This is a genomic window from Streptomyces sp. NPDC093801, from assembly GCF_040701585.1.
In the GTDB taxonomy this organism is placed as follows: domain Bacteria; phylum Actinomycetota; class Actinomycetes; order Streptomycetales; family Streptomycetaceae; genus Streptomyces.
On sequence record NZ_JBFBDP010000005.1, the window covers coordinates 37,866 to 54,586 of the forward strand.

Annotated in this window: 15 protein-coding genes; 5 read left to right on the forward strand and 10 right to left on the reverse strand. The window is 73.2% G+C overall.

What is annotated here, in order from left to right; genetic code table 11:
• Positions 1–20 precede the first annotated feature (20 nt).
• From AB0469_RS06815 to msrA, 3 genes are all read left to right on the forward strand, one after another.
• Positions 21–1,619 (forward strand): M48 family metallopeptidase, encoded by a 1,599-nt coding sequence (locus AB0469_RS06815; RefSeq protein ID WP_366450282.1) that lies wholly within the window; start codon positions 21–23, stop codon positions 1,617–1,619.
• The gene (locus AB0469_RS06820; RefSeq protein ID WP_366450283.1) at positions 1,616–2,758 is read left to right on the forward strand and encodes a hypothetical protein; all 1,143 of its coding nucleotides are present in this window, start codon (positions 1,616–1,618) and stop codon (positions 2,756–2,758) included. Before AB0469_RS06815 ends, AB0469_RS06820 begins: the two co-directional genes overlap by 4 nt.
• A 70-nt stretch (positions 2,759–2,828) precedes the next feature.
• Positions 2,829–3,497 (forward strand): peptide-methionine (S)-S-oxide reductase MsrA, encoded by a 669-nt coding sequence (gene msrA, locus AB0469_RS06825; RefSeq protein WP_366450284.1) that lies wholly within the window; start codon positions 2,829–2,831, stop codon positions 3,495–3,497.
• An 81-nt stretch (positions 3,498–3,578) separates the two neighbouring features.
• Here the strand turns inward: msrA and AB0469_RS06830 are convergent, their stop codons facing one another.
• Entirely contained in the window at positions 3,579–4,625 is a 1,047-nt protein-coding gene (locus AB0469_RS06830; RefSeq protein WP_366450285.1) for an NAD(P)-dependent alcohol dehydrogenase, read from the reverse strand.
• A 196-nt stretch (positions 4,626–4,821) separates the two neighbouring features.
• Here AB0469_RS06830 and AB0469_RS06835 point away from each other — a divergent pair, with 196 nt between their 5' ends.
• Positions 4,822–5,733: a helix-turn-helix transcriptional regulator gene (locus tag AB0469_RS06835; protein ID WP_366450286.1), complete on the forward strand. Its 912-nt coding sequence runs from the start codon at positions 4,822–4,824 to the stop codon at positions 5,731–5,733.
• Positions 5,734–5,760: 27 nt separating this feature from the next.
• Here AB0469_RS06835 and AB0469_RS06840 read toward each other — a convergent pair whose 3' ends face one another.
• The 4 genes from AB0469_RS06840 to AB0469_RS06855 form a co-directional block, all read right to left on the reverse strand.
• Positions 5,761–6,450, reverse strand: coding sequence for an ABC transporter ATP-binding protein (locus AB0469_RS06840; RefSeq protein WP_366450287.1), 690 nt, complete (start codon positions 6,448–6,450; stop codon positions 5,761–5,763).
• A gap of 48 nt (positions 6,451–6,498) precedes the next feature.
• Positions 6,499–7,980 carry an ABC transporter permease gene (locus AB0469_RS06845; RefSeq protein WP_366450288.1) on the reverse strand — a complete coding sequence of 494 codons (1,482 nt, stop codon included), beginning with the start codon at positions 7,978–7,980 and terminating at the stop codon, positions 6,499–6,501.
• A gap of 214 nt (positions 7,981–8,194) precedes the next feature.
• Positions 8,195–9,451, reverse strand: coding sequence for an Ig-like domain-containing protein (locus AB0469_RS06850; protein WP_366450289.1), 1,257 nt, complete (start codon positions 9,449–9,451; stop codon positions 8,195–8,197).
• A 144-nt stretch (positions 9,452–9,595) separates the two neighbouring features.
• Positions 9,596–9,880 carry a hypothetical protein gene (locus tag AB0469_RS06855; RefSeq protein WP_366450290.1) on the reverse strand — a complete coding sequence of 95 codons (285 nt, stop codon included), beginning with the start codon at positions 9,878–9,880 and terminating at the stop codon, positions 9,596–9,598.
• Positions 9,881–10,044: 164 nt separating this feature from the next.
• Here AB0469_RS06855 and AB0469_RS06860 point away from each other — a divergent pair, with 164 nt between their 5' ends.
• A complete protein-coding gene (locus tag AB0469_RS06860; protein ID WP_366450291.1) occupies positions 10,045–10,371 on the forward strand; it encodes a hypothetical protein in 327 nt (108 codons plus the stop codon).
• Between the two features lie 136 nt (positions 10,372–10,507).
• On the opposite strand, the gene hutH is transcribed toward AB0469_RS06860, so the two are convergent.
• The 5 genes from hutH to AB0469_RS06885 form a co-directional block, all read right to left on the reverse strand.
• Positions 10,508–12,049, reverse strand: a complete 1,542-nt coding sequence (gene hutH, locus AB0469_RS06865; protein ID WP_366450483.1) for a histidine ammonia-lyase — start codon at positions 12,047–12,049, stop codon at positions 10,508–10,510.
• Positions 12,050–12,170: 121 nt separating this feature from the next.
• Positions 12,171–13,295, reverse strand: a complete 1,125-nt coding sequence (locus tag AB0469_RS06870) for a GGDEF domain-containing protein (RefSeq protein WP_366450292.1) — start codon at positions 13,293–13,295, stop codon at positions 12,171–12,173.
• A gap of 143 nt (positions 13,296–13,438) precedes the next feature.
• The gene (locus AB0469_RS06875; RefSeq protein WP_366450293.1) at positions 13,439–14,248 is read right to left on the reverse strand and encodes an enoyl-CoA hydratase-related protein; all 810 of its coding nucleotides are present in this window, start codon (positions 14,246–14,248) and stop codon (positions 13,439–13,441) included.
• A 31-nt stretch (positions 14,249–14,279) separates the two neighbouring features.
• On the reverse strand, positions 14,280–15,437 hold the full coding sequence (locus AB0469_RS06880; RefSeq protein WP_366450294.1) for an adenylate/guanylate cyclase domain-containing protein: 1,158 nt from the start codon (positions 15,435–15,437) through the stop codon (positions 14,280–14,282).
• A 317-nt stretch (positions 15,438–15,754) separates the two neighbouring features.
• On the reverse strand, positions 15,755–16,621 hold the full coding sequence (locus AB0469_RS06885; protein WP_366450295.1) for a biotin--[acetyl-CoA-carboxylase] ligase: 867 nt from the start codon (positions 16,619–16,621) through the stop codon (positions 15,755–15,757).
• Positions 16,622–16,721 lie beyond the last annotated feature (100 nt).

Below are 16,721 nucleotides of genomic sequence, written 5' to 3' on the forward strand. Positions count from 1 at the left end.
CGTGGGGGGACCCCGTCCATATGGGCGCTTCGCTGCGCGCTCTGCGCGCCCTCGTCCTGCTCGCAGGCTTCTACCTGCTGAGCGTCGTCCTGCTCGCCGTCCTCGGACTCGCCGACTGGGCGGCCTTCTCCTGGCTGCACGGCGCGGCCGCCGGCAAGGTCCTCATCGGCACCGCCGTCCTCGCCGTCCCGATCGTGCGCGGCATGTTCATGCTCCGCACCCCCAAGGCCGAGCCGCTGCCCGGCGTCCGCGTCACCGAGGCGCAGGAGCCCGCCCTGTGGCAGGCCGTCCGCGAGATCGCCGACCAGGTCGGCACCCGCGCCCCCGACGAGATCCTGCTCATCGACGAGGTCAACGCCGCCGTCTCCGAGGACGCCGCGTTCCTCGGCCTGCGGTCCGGCACCCGCCGCCTCTACCTCGGTCTGCCCCTGATGACCGGCCTGGACGAGATGCAGCTGCGCGCCGTCCTCGCCCACGAGATGGGCCACTACGCCAACCTCGACACCCGCCTCACCCCGCTCATCGCCCGCGGCCGCGCACAGCTGGTGCGCACCATCGGCCACTTCCACGAGCGCGCCGACACCACCGAGGCCAAGGAGCGCGCCCGGCAGGAGAAGCGCGCCGAGAAGCGGATCGCCAAGGGCAAGAAGGCCAAGGCGGTCGACACCGACGGCGCGGGCGTCTCGTACCGCGCCATGGCGAAGATCTACACCGGGTACGCCCACTTCTACATGCGCGCCACCCTCTCCTCCTCGCGCCGCCAGGAGCTCGCCGCCGACCTCGCCTCGGTCCGCGTCGCCGGCCGCGACTCCGCCGCCTCCGCGCTGCGCGAGCTGAACGCCCTCGACTCGGCGCACGGCTTCTACATGAGCTCGTACGCCACCCTCGGCGTCGGCGCCGGCCTGCTGCCGCGCCCCGGCCAGGTCTTCGGCGGACTGCGGAAGCTGCTCGACGCCCGCCCCGGCGAGCTGGAGGAGATGCGCCACGACCTGTCCACCGAGCCCGCCTCCCCGTACGACTCCCACCCCGCGCTCGCCGAGCGCGTGGCCCGCATCGAGGCCCTGCCCGACGACGGCCGCGCCGGCCAGGCGGCCCGGCCGGCCCTGGAGCTGCTCTCCTCCCCGCAGGAGGCGCTGGCCGCCCTGGAGCAGGTCGTCCTCACCCCGGAGGCGCTGGCTCTCACCCGCGTGGACTGGGACGAGCTCGTCCACCGGTCGATGACCACCTACGTCGGCCGGGGCGCCGAGGAGGTCCGCGAGGCCCTCACCGCCGAGGGCGCCGGCCCCGGCCTCGACGCCCTGCTGGACGCCATCGACGCCGACCCGGCGGTGCGCTGGCGGATCGCCGACCGCTTCCCGAAGTCCGACGAGGCGCGGGCCGCGACCGGCCGCACTGCCCGCGAGTTCGCCCGCCCGGTCGTCCGGCGCGCCCTCGACCGGCTGGTCACCGTCGAACTCCTCGCCCGCGGCGCCGCCCGCTGGGAGCTGTCCTGGTCGGACCCGGCCGCCCTGTCCTACCCCGTTCCCGGTTTCGAGGACGAGCTCGGCCCCGCCCTGGACGCGGCCGTCGCCGACCTGCCCGACACCGGACTCCTGCGGAAGCTGGTGCTCGCCCCGTGACCGTCGTACTCGCCGTCCTCGGCGTCCTGCTGCTGGCCGTCGTCTGCTGGGTGCTGCGCGGAGTGTTCCTCATCCGCAAGGCCAAGCGCCTCGAAGCCGAGATCGGCGCCCTGGACGCCGAGGCCGACGCCGCCCGCGACGACGAGCGGGCCCGCAAGGCGGCCGCGGCCGTCGCCCTGGGCTTCGTCGCGGAGGACGGCCTCGACACCGACCACCCGGCGCCGGTCCCGGCCGAGCGCCTCACCGTCCTCGAAGCCGTCCGCTCGGGCGACTGGGAGGCCGCCGCCGCCTACGTCGCGGCCGCCGGCGAGGACTGGCAGGAGCGGCTGGAGCGGGTGCGCCCGCTGGCCGAGGCCGCCGCGGAGGACGACGCCTGGCTGCTGGCCTGGCGCGCGGCCCGGCCCGCGGACCCCACCGCGGCGCTGGTCAACGCCGACACCAGCGTCATGGTGGCCTGGAACGTGCGCGGCAGCCAGTCCGGCAGCCGCACCACGCAGGAGCAGTTCCGCCTCTTCCACCAGCTGCTCACCACGGCGCGGGCCGACGCGCACGCGGCGCAGGAGCTGGCCGGCCCCGCGGACCCCTGCCCGTACGTCGTCGAGCAGGCCGTCGCCATGGGCCTGGGCTACTCGCACGAGGACTACCGGCAGCTGTGGGGGAAGATCACCGAACGTGCCCCGCGCCTGCTGTGGTCGCACGTCGCGGGCCTGCAGTACTGGTGCGCGAAGTGGCGGGGCTCGCACGAGCTGGCCCTGGAGTACGCCCGCGCGTCGGCGGCCGCCGGGAAGCCGGGCGACCTGCTGACCCTGCTCCCGCTCATGGCGTACTTCGAGCAGGAGGAGTGGGAGGACGACCTCCTGCCGGAGACGTACTACAAGGAGCCGGAGATCGTCGCCGCGGTGGACGCGGCGCTCGCGGACCTGGCCGCCGCCGGCAACGCGCACCCCGGCACCCCCCGGATGCGGCACATGCTGGCCTACCTGCTGTTCTGGCAGGACCGGGACGCGGAGGCGCTGGAGCAGTTCCGGCACGTCGACGGGCACATCGGCGCCGTGCCGTGGACGTACGCCGGGGAGCCGAAGCGGCGCTACCTGTACGCCCGTGACTGGGCGGTGGACGTGACGGCGCCCGACGCGTGACCGCCGGGCGGGCGGGGAGGGAATCCCCGCCCGCCCCCGTCCGTTGACCCTCCCACAAGGAGGGAATCCCATGTTCTCGTACCGCCGCACGCCCGAACTGCCCACCCGCGAGGAGGCCCTCAAGGGCCGCGCCGAAGCGCAGTTCTCGCTGCCCGCGCACCACACCGTCCTCGGCAACCCCCTGGCCGGCCCCTACCCCGCCCACCTGGAGGTCGCCGACTTCGGCCTGGGCTGCTTCTGGGGCGCGGAGCGCAAGTTCTGGCAGACCCCCGGCGTCTGGACCACCCTGGCCGGCTACCAGGGCGGATACACGGAGAACCCGTCGTACGAGGAGGTCTGCTCGGGCCTCACGGGCCACACGGAGGTCGTCCGCGTGGTGTTCGACCCCGCCCTGGTCTCCTACGAGACCCTCCTGAAGCTCTTCTGGGAGTCCCACGACCCCACCCAGGGCTTCCGCCAGGGCAACGACGTCGGCACCCAGTACCGCTCGGCGGTCTACACCCACTCCCCCGCCCACCAGAAGACCGCCGAGGCCTCCCGCGACGCCTACCAGCAGGTGCTGACCTCCTCGGGCTACGGCACGATCACCACGGCCGTCCTCCCGGCGGACTCCCGCCCCTTCTGGCCTGCGGAGCCGTACCACCAGCAGTACCTGGACAAGAACCCCGGCGGCTACTGCGGCATCGGCGGCACGGGCGTGAGCTGCCCCGTCGGCGTGGCCCCGGCACCGGAGGCGTAGGACCCCGCCGGCCCCGCGCGCGAACGGCCGTCCCCGGCCGGCCTCAGGCCCGCGCCGCGGGCCGGAGGCCGGCCGGGCCGGTCAGATGGTCGAGGCGTCGATCACGAAGCGGTAGCGGACGTCGCTGGCCAGGACGCGCTCGTACGCCTCGTTGATGCGGTCGCCGCTGATCACCTCGACCTCCGAGCCCAGCCCGTGCTCCGCGCAGAAGTCGAGCATCTCCTGGGTCTCGGCGATGCCGCCGATCATGGAGCCGGCCAGGGTCTTGTTGCCGCCGATCACCGAGAACAGGTTGAGCTCCACCGGCTCCTCCGGGGCGCCGACGTTCACCAGCGCGCCGCCGACCCGCAGGAGGGCCAGGTAGCGGTCGAGGCCGAGCGGGGCCGAGACGGTGGACAGGATCAGGTCGAAGCGGCCCCTCAGCTCCGTGAAGGTGGCCTCGTCGCCGGTCGCGTAGTAGTGGTCGGCGCCCAGCCGCAGGCCGTCCTCCCGCTTGCGCAGGGTCTGCGACAGGACGGTCACCTCCGCGCCCAGCGCGTGCGCGATCTTCACGCCCATGTGGCCGAGGCCGCCCAGCCCGATGACCGCGACCTTCTTGCCCGGGCCCGCCCCCCAGTGCTTCAGCGGCGAGTACAGGGTGATCCCGGCGCACAGCAGCGGCGCGGCGACGTCGAGGGCGAGGCCGTCGGGGATGCGGACGGCGTAGTTCTCGTCGACGACCAGGTGCGTGGAGTAGCCGCCGTACGTGGGCTCGCCGTTCCTGTCGAGGGCGTTGTACGTGCCGGTCATCCCCTTGACGCAGTGCTGCTCCTGCCCGGCGAGGCAGTACTCGCACTCCCGGCAGGAGTCGACCATGCAGCCGACGCCCACCTGGTCGCCGACCGCGAACTTCGTGACACCGGCGCCGACTTCGGTGACGACACCGGCGATCTCGTGGCCCGGGACCATGGGGAAGATGCCCTCGCCCCAGCCGTCGCGGGCCTGGTGGATGTCGGAGTGGCAGATGCCGGCGTACTTGATCTCTATGAGGACGTCGTGCTCGCCGACCGGGCGGCGCGGAACGGTGGTGCGCTCCAGCGGGGCCTTGGGGGCGGGGGCGGCGTAGGCGGCTACCTGGGTGACGGGCATGGGGGTGTTCTCCTCGGACGAGGACGCCGGCCCGCCGGTCTTCTGCCGGCCGGGGCGTCCGTGATGCGATGACCCCACCCTGCCCCGGCCCGGTCCGCGCACCCAGCCCCCTGCGGAGCCTAGGACTGACGGACCTACCCCTGGCGGGGTCAGGCTGGGCCCCGCGCCGGGCCGCGTCACCACGGATACTTGCGCCATGGACCACCACCTGGACCAACGAGCCGAACTGGGGGACTTCCTCCGCACCTGCCGCGCCCGGCTGCGCCCCGAGGACGTGGGCCTGCCCGACCACGGGCGGCGCCGCCGGGTGCCGGGACTGCGCCGGGAGGAGCTGGCGCAGCTGGCCGGGGTGTCGGTGGCGTACTACACGCGGCTCGAACAGGGCCACGGGCAGAACGTCTCGGCGGAGGTGCTCGACGCCGTCGCCCGGGCCCTGCGCCTGAGCGACACCGAGGCGGCGCACCTGAACCACCTGGCGAGCCCGCGCACCCGCCGGCGCGGCCGCACCCGGCGCCCGCAGCAGGTCCGCCCGGAGCTGCGCACGCTGCTGGACGCGATGGAGGGCGTACCGGCGTACCTGGTGGGGCGGCGCCAGGACGTGATCGGCTGGAACCGGCTGGCGGCGGCGGTGTTCGGGGACTTCGGGGCGCACCCGGCGGCGGAGCGGAACCTGGTGCGGCTGGTGTTCCTGGACCCGGCCACGGCAGACCTGTACGCGGACTGGGAGTGCCGGGCCTGCGAGGTGGTCAGCAACCTGCGGCTGTACGCCGGCCAGCATCCGGACGACGAGCAGCTGACGGCGCTGGTCGGGGAGCTGTCGGTGAAGAACGAGGAGTTCCGCCGGCTGTGGGCGGCGCACACGGTGGCCGACAAGACGCACGGGGTGAAGCGGCTGCGGCACCCGCTGGTGGGTGAGCTGGACCTGACCTTCGAGACGCTGACCCTGCCGGACGACCCGGCGCAGTTCCTGGTCACCTACCACGCCGAGCCGGGCTCGCCGTCGGCGGACGCCCTGCGGCTGCTGTCGTCGTGGACCGCCCCCATGCCGCCGCCGGCGTCCGGACCGGCTGCCGGGCCGACGCCGTCGACCGCGGAGGAGCGGGCCTGAGCGACGACGACGGCCGGCGGGCCGGCCTCAGTGGCGGTTCAGCAGGTTCTCGGTGACCGTCACCCGCCCCCGCTTGATCGTCGCCACGCGCGGGGCCCGCTTGGCGAGGGCGCTGTCGTGGGTGACCATCACGAAGGTCAGCCCGTGGTCCTTCCAGAGGCCTTCCAGCAGGTCCATGACCTCGTCGCGGGTGGACTCGTCGAGGTTGCCGGTCGGTTCGTCGGCGAGGAGCACCTTCGGCTTCTTCACCAGGGCGCGGGCGATCGCGACGCGCTGCTGCTGGCCGCCGGACATCTCGGCGGGCAGGTGGCCCGTGCGCTCGCCGAGTCCGACCGACTCCAGCGCCTCGGCGGCCCGGGTGCGCCGCTCGGCGGCCTTGAGGCCGAGCGGGACGAGGGCCGTCTCGACGTTCTCCTGGGCGGTGAGCGTCGGGATCAGGTTGAAGGACTGGAAGACGAAGCCGATGCTCTCGGCGCGGACCTTGGTGAGCCGGGCCTCGGAGATCGCGGCCAGGTCGACCCCGTCAAGGACGACCTGGCCGGCGGTCGGCCGGTCGAGTCCGCCCAGCATCTGGAGCAGGGTGGACTTGCCGCCGCCGGTGGGTCCCTGGATGACGAGCCGGCCGCCGTCCTCGATGGTCAGGTCGACGCCGGCGAGCGCGTCGACGGTCTGCTTGCCGCGCTGGTAGCGCTTGGTGACTCCGGTGAGCTGGTACATCTTCTTCCCTCGGGTGGTGGTGTGTGCGTACGGGCGGACGTGCGCGGGCTACTCGACGCGGCGCAGGGCGTCCGCCGGCCGCAGCCGGGAGGCGCGCCAGCCGCCGAAGCCGCCCGCGACGAGGCCGCCCGCGACGGCCAGGGCCACGGCGAGGCCGATGGTGGAGAGGGAGACGGGCGCGGTGAGGGCCACGTCCACGGCCTTGGCGGCGGCGTGGCGGGCGCCCTGCCCGAACATCCGGCCCCCGCCGCCGCCCGCGCCCCGGCCCGCGCCCCCGCCGCCGCCGAGGTGCGCGGTGAGGCTGGGGCCGGCGGCGGTGATGGCGTACGCGGCGGCGAGTCCGAGACCGATCCCGAGGACACCGCCGATCAGGCCGTTGACCAGGGCTTCTCCGGCGACCTGGCGGGTCACGCGGCTGCTCTTCCAGCCGAGGGCCTTGAGGGTGCCGAACTCGCGGACGCGGCGGGAGACGGCGGAGGAGGTGAGGAGGCCGGCGACGAGGAAGGCGGCGGCGAGGACGGTGTAGGAGAGCCAGGTGCCGACGGTGGAGGCGAGGGAGGAGGCCGTGGACAGCGATCCGGAGACGGTGTCGGCGAGGTCGGCGGAGGTGGTGACGGTGGTGTCGGGGACGTTCTTCTGGATGGCCTGCTTGACGGAGCCGATCGCCTGGGAGTCCTTCGCCCGGACGTAGACCGTGGTGATCTTGTCGGGGGTGCCGGCGAGGGCCTGGGCCTGCTTGAGGGGGACGTAGAGGTTGGCGGCGGCGTCGCCGCTGTCGGCGGTGGCGATGCCGACGACCTTGAACTTGGTGTTCTTGACGGTGACTTCGACGCCCACGTCGAGCTTGTTCTTCTGCGCGTAGGCGCTGTCGAGGACGGCGACGGCGGCGTCGGCCTCGCCCGTCTGGAAGCCGCGGCCCGAGGTGATCTTCGAGGTGGTCAGCGGGCCCATGGCGGGCTGGGCGACGTCCGTCCCGTACACGGAGAAGGAGTTGACGTCGAAGTCGGCTCCGCCGCCCTGCACGGTGTCACCCGCGCCGCCGCCCGCGCCGCCGGGACCCCGGCCGCCCTGGCCGCCCTGGCCGCCCTGGCCTCGACGGATCTCACCGCGCTTGAACTGGCCGTTGACCTTGACGACCTGGAGGCTGAGCCCGCCGACGGCCTCGGCCACCCCGTCCTGCGCGTCGACCTTGGCGACCGTGGCGGCGTCGAGGGTCTCGAAGCCCTGGGGGATCACCATGTCGCTGCTCTGCTGGCCGTCGGCGCCCGCGCCCTCGTCCCTGGCGTCGAAGCGGAACCTGGGACGGCTGCCTTCGGAGCCCTCCTGCGGGGGCTTCTGCGCCTTGGTGACGGTCATGTCCGTGCCGAGCCCGTACAGCGACTGGAGGACCTTTTCCTGTGCCGCGGCCATGCCCGCGGAGACGGAGGTGACGACGATGACGAGGGCGATGCCGAGGGCGAGCCCCGAGGCGACGACGAGCGCGGCCTTCCGGCGTCGGCGCAGCTCGCGCCGGAGGTAGGTGAAGAACATGCGGGCGAAGCTAGGGAGCACCCGTGATGGACGGATAAGCCCCGGATGAGAGAAGGATAAGAACGGGCCGGAGAACCGGAATCCACAGCTCGCTCACAGCTTCCATGCCCGGCGGCGGCCGAAGGTGCCCGGCGGTGGAAAAGCGGAACGGCGGGGAGTCCCTGGGGACTCCCCGCCGTCGATCGGCTCACAGCCGCTTCACGTCAAGCCGGCGTCACGCGGACGGACCGGCCTTCCACTCCGCCCAGCTCATGTTCCAGCCGTTGAGGCCGTTGTCCGGCTTGATGGTCTTGTCCGGGGAGTTCACCACGGTGACCACGTCGCCGATGAGCGAGTTCTCGAAGAACCAGGAGCCGGCCGTGTCCGGGTCGTTGGCACCCTTGGTGTCGTTCAGACCGACACAGCCGTGGCTGGTGTTCACGCTGCCGAAGATGGAGTCGGCGCCCCAGTAGTTGCCGTGGATGAACGTGCCCGACGTGGACAGCCGCATCGCGTGCGGGACGTCCTTGATGTCGTACTCGCCCTTGCCCTCGCTGTTCTTGAAGCCGACCGTGGAGCCGTCCATCCGGGTCTCCTTGAACTTCTCGGAGATCACCATCTGACCGTTGTAGGTCGGGTTCTCCGGGGAGCCCGCCGAGATCGGGATGGTCTTGAGGACCTGCCCGTCCCGGGTGACCGTCATCTTCTTGGTCTTCGTGTCGACCGTGGAGACCTGGCTCCGGCCGATCTTGAAGGTGACGGTCTTGTTCTGCACGCCCTGGATGCCGGGCGCGCCCTGAACGCCCTGGAGCGCCAGCTTCAGGGTGACGGTGGAGTTCGCCTGCCAGTACTGCTCCGGACGGAAGTCCAGGCGCTGGTTGCCGAACCAGTGGCCGACGACCTCCTGGCCGCTGCTGGAGGTGACCGTGATGGCCGCCTGGACGGCCTTCATGTCCTTGATCGGCTTGTTGAAGTTGATCGAGACCGGCATGCCCACGCCGACCGTCTGACCCTCTTCCGGCGTGTAGTCGCCGATGAAGCTGTTCTCCGGCGAGAGCGTCGTGAAGGACGCGTTCTCGTGCGCCTCGCGCCCGGCCTCGTCCTTCGCCGTCGCCGCCAGGGCGTACTTCGTGGAGCGCTTCAGCGCGGCGTCCGGCTTCCAGCTCTTGCCGTCGGCGGAGATCTTGCCCGCGACGGCCGCGCCGTCCGAGCTCTTCAGCTCGACCTTGGTGAGCGTTCCGTCACTGACCGCGACGCTCGCCCCGTCGGTCGTGGCTATGTTGGTGGCGCCGTCCTTGGGCGTGATCGCTATCTTCGCCTTGGAGGCGTCCTTCGCCGCCGCCGCGTCGACATCGGCCTGCGACTTGGCCGCGTCCCCGCCCTGAGACTTGTCGGAACCCCCGTCATTGCAGGCCGAAAGCATCAGTACGCCACCGAGCACGGCGGACACGGCCACCAGGGACCTTCGCCGCCGCTTGCTGTACGTCCTCACACGTCACTCCATCGTTGCCGGAAACCCCGAGGCTGCATTCCCGGGATCGGGCCGGGCAGGGGGGATCACCCCCTGCACGTCCTGACAACGCGTTAACGACGCGGTTCGGTTCCACACTCCGTTCGAATGTGTGCAACCCCACGGTCAGGCGTTGTCGGCCTCTTCTTCGAAGACCCCATCTTCCTCGCCCAGGTCCCACTCCAGGGACTCGGGGTCGTATTCGACGGGTTCACTGCTCCAGGAGGCCTGTGCCAGCTCCACGCCGGCGAGCTCGACGACAAGGTCGGTCGGGTCGACGAGGTAGGCCAGGGCCTCGGACTCATCTTCCCTCACGGCGGACTCGGCGTGGCCGCGTTCCTCGTCCGGCATGAACTCGTCGGCCTTGATGTGGTCGAGGGCGGCACCGATGAGGGCATCGGAATCCGTCACCTCCAGCACCAAATCAACCCGAAGCCGTACGTATCGTGATGTCTCAGAAGGGTTCATACGACGGAGAGTAAGCCCCTGACAGCCTCGACTTTCCCGCGACCCGCCCCTTTCACTAGCATCTGCGCACACGGCCAATTCGCTGCTTCCGCAAGGGGGATCGCACCGTGTCCGCACGTCGACCGCTGCTCACCGCTCTCGGAGCGACCACCCTCCTCGCCGCCCTCTGGTTCGTCCCGTCGGCGAACGCCACCGCTCCGGAGCCCGAGACCTCCTCCGGGGCCCCCGCCGCCGCCAACACGGGCACCGTCACGGGCGACGGCACGGGCGACGGCACCATCGCCCCGGAGGCGCGCCCCGCGACGGTCACGGTCCTCTCCCTGGCCGACACGGGCAGCGTCGACACCGCCCCGTACGTCATGGGCGGCACCCTCTGCCTGGGCCTGGGAGCCGGCTTCGTCACCTTCTCGATCCGCCGCTCCCGGGCGGGGTAGCCGGGCGTCGCCATTCGGGCGGGCGCCGGCCCGCCACCGGCCCCTCGCCGGGGCGGAAGCCGGCCCCCGCACCCCGCGAACGCCGGAGGCCGCGCCCCCGGGGTTCCGGGGGCGCGGCCTCCTTGGCCGGGGTGGGTTACGCCAGCGGGCCCGTCACCGGTTCCACCGCCGCCACCAGGCCGCCCGCGCGGACGAAGGCGTCGGCCGCCGCGAGGTCCGGGGCCAGGAAGCGGTCCGGGCCGGGGCCCTGGACGCCCGCCGCGCGGACCGCCGCGAGGGCGGCCTGGCTGGCCGGGGCCGGGGTGAGGCCGTGGCGCAGCTCCAGCGCGCGGGTGGCCGCGTACAGCTCGATGGCGATGACGCGGGTCAGGTTGTCGACCGCGGTGCGCAGCTTGCGCGCCGCCGACCAGCCCATGGAGACGTGGTCCTCCTGCATGGCGGAGGAGGGGATGGAGTCGGCCGAGGCCGGAACGGCGAGCCGCTTCATCTCGCTGACCAGGGCGGCCTGCGTGTACTGGGCGATCATCAGGCCGGAGTCGACGCCGGCGTCGTCCGCGAGGAACGGCGGCAGGCCGTGCGAGCGGTTCTTGTCGAGGAGCCGGTCGGTGCGCCGTTCGGCGATGGATCCCAGGTCCGCGGCGGCGATGGCCAGGAAGTCCAGGACGTAGGCGACGGGCGCGCCGTGGAAGTTGCCGTTGGACTCCACGCGGCCGTCGGGCAGGACGACCGGGTTGTCGACGGCGGAGGCCAGCTCGCGGGAGGCGACCAGGGCGGCGTGCGCCATGGTGTCGCGGCCGGCGCCGGCGACCTGGGGGGCGCAGCGCACGGAGTAGGCGTCCTGCACGCGCGGTGCGGACTCCTCCTGGAAGTGGCCGGTGAGCCCGGAGCCCTTGAGGACGGCGGCCATGTTGGCGGCGGCGGCGCCCTGGCCGGGGTGGGGGCGGATGGCGTGCAGTTCGGGCGCGAGGACCTTCTCGCTGCCGAGCAGCGCCTCGAGGGTGAGGGCTGCGGTGATGTCGGCGGACTTGTAGAGGGTGTGGAGGTCGGCGAGGGCCATGACGAGCATGCCGAGCATGCCGTCGGTGCCGTTGAGGAGGGCGAGGCCCTCCTTCTCACGGAGCTCCACGGGCTCGATGCCGTGCTCGGCGAGGAGTTCGCCGGCCGGGCGGACGACGCCCTCGGGGCCCTCGGCGTCGCCTTCGCCCATGAGGGCGAGGGCGCAGTGGGAGAGCGGCGCGAGGTCGCCGGAGCAGCCGAGGGAGCCGTACTCGTGGACGACCGGGGTGATGCCGGCGTTGAGCAGGTCGGCCATGGTCTGGGCGACGGAGGGCCGTACGCCGGTGTGCCCGGAGGCCACCGTCTTCAGGCGCAGGAACATCAGGGCGCGGACGACCTCGCGCTCGACGCGCGGGCCCATGCCGGCGGCGTGCGAGCGGACGATGTTGCGCTGGAGCTGCGCGCGCAGCTCGGGGCTGATGTGCCGGGAGGCGAGGGCGCCGAAGCCGGTCGAGACGCCGTAGACGGGCTCGGGCTTGGCGGCGAGCGCGTCGACGATCTCGCGGGCGCGGCCGAGGGCTTCGAGCGCCTCGCCGGACAGCTCGACCCGCGCGTTGCCTCGGGCGACGGCGATGACGTCCTCGGCGGTGGTCCCGGAGGTCCCCACCACGACAGTGTGCATATCCATATTCAGCACCCTACGGACTGAATCCCTTCATGTCACTAGCCAAAAATGTCACGATCGGGTCCGCTGGTTACCCCTTACGGATCAACCCCGCCGACAGCGCCCGCCCCACCTGCACCTACAGGTCCTGCTGCCGCCCCCGGAACCGCCGCCGCTCGCCCGGAGCCTCCCGCGCCGCGGCGTCGGCCAGCCGGACCACCGCGGTGTCCCGCCCCGCGACCACCGGGCCCACCGACCGGGCGGCCTTCGCCTTGTACTGGGCGGCGTCCGCCAGCCGGAACAGCCGCCGGGAGGACTTCACCGGCCCGATCGGGTCCCCGGTGGAGGCGACCCCGCAGGCCACGCCCTCCCCCAGCTCCAGCGAGGCGGCCCGCGCGCACACCTCCTCGGTGACCCGCACCACCTCGTCCGCCGACGGGCCCACGCTGACCAGGCAGAACTCGTCCCCGCCCAGCCGCGCGACCAGTGCGCCCGCGAGCATGGCCCCGCACAGGCTGAGCACCGAGCCGAAACGTTCCAGCAGCCGGTCGCCCGTCGCGTGCCCGAGGGTGTCGTTGACCTTCTTCAGGCCGTTCAGATCACAGACGACCAGGCTCACCACCGCACCCGTGCGCCGGTGCTCCTCCAGGGCCCCGTCGAGCCGCATGTCCACGGCCCGCCGGTTGGCCAGGCCGGTCAGCGGGTCGGTGAAGGCCAGCCGCCGGGCCTCCTCCAGGCGCTCGTTCTGGGCGAGCCCGGCCGCCACGACGGCCGCCAGGACCGTCGCGAACTCCGCATCGGTGTCGTCGAAGCCGGGCAGCCCGTCGTTCCGGGCGACGTACAGCTCCCCCCAGGCGCGCCCGCTGAGCACGATCGGCGCCACCACGCACGTTCCGCGACCCCGCGCCCTCAGGGCCGCGCTCCGGCGTCCCGGCCGGCCGCCGTCGGCGCTGTCGACCCAGGCGTGCGGCCCGCCGCCGCCGACCCAGCGCTCGTGCAGGAACTCGGTGATCTCCGGGAAGTCGTGCACCGGGTAGGACTCGTCCTCGGGGAACTCCTCCTCCCCGGCCCGCAGCTCCCCCTCGTTCACCAGGACCCGCAGCCGGCCCCGCTCCCGCTCCCAGGCCGAGATGGCGGCGAAGGAGCCGTCCATCGCCAGCCGGGCCCCCCGGGCGGCGGCCCGGACACTGTCCCGCGGCGCGCAGGCCGCCGCCATGGCCTGCGCGAGGCCCACGACGGCCCGAAGCCGCCCGTCAACTCCCATCACCCCAGACTAGGGAGCTTTATCCGATTTAGTGATGAAAACCGCGACTTTGGGTGATCTCGAAACCGCGCCCCGCGGCTGCCGCCGCACGACCGGCACCGCACGGGCACCGCCGCACGGCCGGCCCTGCCGCGCAACCGGCCCTACTGCCCGGGCCACTCCGGCTTGCGCTTCTCGTTGAACGCCGCCACGCCCTCCGCCCGGTCGCCCGAGAAGGCCACCGTCCGCCAGGCCGCGTCCTCGATCTCCAGCCCCGCCGCCAGGTCCATGCCGTGCCCCAGCCGCAGCGCCCGCTTGGCCGCCCGCAGCCCGACCGGGGAGTTCGCCGCCATCGCCGCGGCCAGCTCCAGGGCCCGCGCACGGTCCTCTCCGGCCGGGGCCACCTCGTCGACCAGCCCCAGGGACAGCGCCTCGGCCGCCTCCACCCGGCGGGCCGTGAAGATCAGCTCGGCGGCCCGCGCCGCCCCGACCCGGCGCGGCAGCAGCTGCGTACCGCCGCCGCCCGGGATCACGCCCACCGACACCTCCGGCAGCCCCACGACCGCCGTCGCGTCGGCCACGATCACGTCACAGGCCAGCGCCAGCTCGAAGCCGCCGCCCAGCGCGAAACCGTGCACCGCCGCGATCGTCGGCACGGGCAGCTCCAGCACGCCCCCGTACGCACCCCGGGTGGTCGGCCGCTGGCGCACCAGCTCGGCGTCCGACATCGAGTTGCGCTCCTTGAGGTCCGCACCCACGCAGAAGGCCCGCTCGTGGGTCGAGGTCAGCACGACGACCCGCACGCCGGCATCGGCCGCGAGCGCGTCACAGGCGGCGGAGACGGAGCGCGCCATCTCCGTCGAGACGGCGTTCATCGCCTTGGGCCGGTCCAGCACCAGCTCGGCGACCACGTCGCCGTCACCGTGCCGCCGCACCGCCACGAACTCCCCGTAACGGCTCTCGCTCCTGCCCACGGCACACTCTCCCCGGAAAAGTTAACGAACGTTACCCGGGGATCTTAGGCGTACGCCGCGTCAACGACCAGGGCTCCACGACACCCAGTCCGCGCACCGGCCGCTGCCACATCGGCTGGAGCGCGAAACGGTACGAGCCGCCGCCCTCCTCCTTCTCCGCCGACTTCTCCGACACCGGCGCCGCGCCCACCCGGCCCAGTTCCTCGGCCATCGCACCGTCCACCAGCACCGCGTCCTTCGGCGCTATCGACGTCAGCCGGCTGGCCAGGTTCACCGTCGTCCCGAAGACGTCGCCCATCCGGGTCGTCACCGTCCCGAACGCGATGCCCACGCGCAGCTCCGGCATCTGCGCGTCCGCCTCCATCGTCTCGATCAGCCGCAGCGCGATCTCCGCCGCCGTCGCCGCGTCGTCGGCGGCGTACAGCACCTCGTCGCCGAGCGTCTTGATCAGCCGGCCGCCGTGCGCCGCGACCAGGTCCGCCGCCGTCGTCTCGAAGGACTCGACCAGCTCGCCGAGCTCCTCCTCCTCCAGCCGCCGGGTCAGCCGGGTGAAGCCCACCAGGTCGGCGAAGCCCACCGCGAGCCGCCGGTCGACCATCTCCTCGTCGTCCGCGACCTGCACCACCCGGCCCGTGGCCGCCGCCAGCTGGCGCCGCCACACGTAGACGAGGAACTCCTCCAGCTCCGGCAGCAGCAGCTCGACCAGCGGGTACGTGACCTCGGTACGGGTCATCCCGGGCTCCGGCGGCTCCGTGAGCCCCTCCAGGAAGGAGTCGATCTGCCATTCCGCCAGGCGGGCGGTGGTCTGCCCGGTGGAACGCGCCACCTGCACCGCCATCGGCTCGCTCAGCAGCCCCGCCTCCACCAGGCCGGCGAGGCGCCGCAGCGCCAGCACGTCGGCCTCCGTCAGCGCCTTGGCCTGCCCGATGTCCGCGAAGCCCATGGCCCGCCAGAAACGGGAGGCCAGCTCCATCGAGACGCCGGCGCTGCGGGCCGCCTGGAAGGGCGTGTAGCGGCGCTCGGCGCCCAGGATGAGCTGCTCCAGCCGGATGGCGAGCGGATCGGCCGTGGGCTGGGCCGCGTGGTCCACCTCGTGGAAGGGGGTGTGCCGGTCCCGCCCGATCGGGGTTCCGGGGCCGCCCGCGGAGCCGGACGAGGACGCGCTGGACGTAGAGTCGTCGACGGTCAAGGGCCGCCTCCTGTCCATTCCGTGCGCACAGCCGAACCGGTTGATCACCGCGAGGACCGGGATCGCCTAAACCATACGGCAGGTGTGCCGTAGCTCACTCCCCCCTCTTTCGGGAGGCTCCTTCGCCTCCGGGGCGCCGGAGCCCGGCCCACGGGTCCGTGCGTGCTCGAAAACCCTCGTACCTCGGGTTTCCTCCGCGCGCTCGGACCCGTGGGCCGGGCGCGCCCCTCCGGCTCAGGCGCCTCGTGCGGGCTTCGGCCGGACAGGGGATCCACCGGGCCGGGACCCGGCCTACGGCGCCTCACCCGGGCTCCCTGCTACCGCACCGCCCTGAGGTGGACCACGTCGCCCGCCCCCACCGCCACCCGCTCGTCCTCGGCCGTCCGGATGACCAGGTGGCCGTCGGTGTCCAGCGCCTCGGCCGTACCGGTGAGCGTCCTGCCCCCGGGCAGGTCGGCCCGGACGTGCCGGCCGAGCGTCGCGCAGCCGGCGGCGTACGTCTCCTGCAGCCCGCTGTCCCCCGGGTCCCCGGCGGCGTCGCGCCAGCGCCCGTACCACTCCTCCAGCGACCGCAGCACGGCCTTCAGCAGCGGCTCCCGGTCCGTGACCGTCGCCTTCGCCAGGGCCAGGGAGCCCGCCCCGGGCACGGGGAGCTCGTCCTCGGTGAGGGTCACGTTCAGGCCGATCCCGATGACCACCCCGTCGCCCACCCGCTCGGCGAGGATCCCGGCGGCCTTGCGCTCCTCGCCGTCCACGGTCACCAGCAGGTCGTTGGGCCACTTGAGCAGGGTGTCCACGCCCGCCGCGCGCGAGAGCCCGGTCGCCGCGGCCACCCCGGCGAGCAGGGTCAGCCACGCCCACCGCTCCTCCGGCACGCCCGGGCCCGGCTTGAGCAGGACGGAGAAGAACAGCCCGGACCGGGCCGGTGCGACCCAGCTGCGGTCGAGCCGTCCACGACCGGCGGTCTGCTCCTCGGCGACCAGCACGGCCCCCTCGGGCAGCTCGGCGGCCCGGGCCGCGAGATCGGTGTTGGTGGACCCGGTGGAGGCGACGACCTCCAACGAGGTCCACAGCCCGCCCTCGGCGACGAGGGCCCGCGAGAGGGCGGAGGCGTTCAGGGGCGGGCGGTCCAGGCTCGACCAGCGGCCCGACGTCGCTCCGGCTGAAGCATCTTGTGGAGTCATGCAACCCAATGTAGGTGTGTCAAACGCCGCACTGCCGAGCGCCATGCCCGCCGATACGCTACGCACCAGTAGCCAGCAGCAGTCAATCAATTGACCAGGC

What these genes read in the sequence shown, in the direction of transcription:
- AB0469_RS06815 (WP_366450282.1), top strand. Translation starts at nt 21, where the DNA reads ATGGGCGCTTCGCTGCGCGCTCTGCGCGCCCTCGTCCTGCTCGCAGGC.
- AB0469_RS06845 (WP_366450288.1), bottom strand. Translation starts at nt 7,980, where the DNA reads ATGTTCTTCACCTACCTCCGGCGCGAGCTGCGCCGACGCCGGAAGGCC.
- AB0469_RS06870 (WP_366450292.1), bottom strand. Translation starts at nt 13,295, where the DNA reads ATGGGAGTTGACGGGCGGCTTCGGGCCGTCGTGGGCCTCGCGCAGGCC.
- hutH (WP_366450483.1), bottom strand. Translation starts at nt 12,049, where the DNA reads ATGCACACTGTCGTGGTGGGGACCTCCGGGACCACCGCCGAGGACGTC.
- AB0469_RS06885 (WP_366450295.1), bottom strand. Translation starts at nt 16,621, where the DNA reads ATGACTCCACAAGATGCTTCAGCCGGAGCGACGTCGGGCCGCTGGTCG.
- msrA (WP_366450284.1), top strand. Translation starts at nt 2,829, where the DNA reads ATGTTCTCGTACCGCCGCACGCCCGAACTGCCCACCCGCGAGGAGGCC.
- AB0469_RS06835 (WP_366450286.1), top strand. Translation starts at nt 4,822, where the DNA reads ATGGACCACCACCTGGACCAACGAGCCGAACTGGGGGACTTCCTCCGC.
- AB0469_RS06840 (WP_366450287.1), bottom strand. Translation starts at nt 6,450, where the DNA reads ATGTACCAGCTCACCGGAGTCACCAAGCGCTACCAGCGCGGCAAGCAG.
- AB0469_RS06830 (WP_366450285.1), bottom strand. Translation starts at nt 4,625, where the DNA reads ATGCCCGTCACCCAGGTAGCCGCCTACGCCGCCCCCGCCCCCAAGGCC.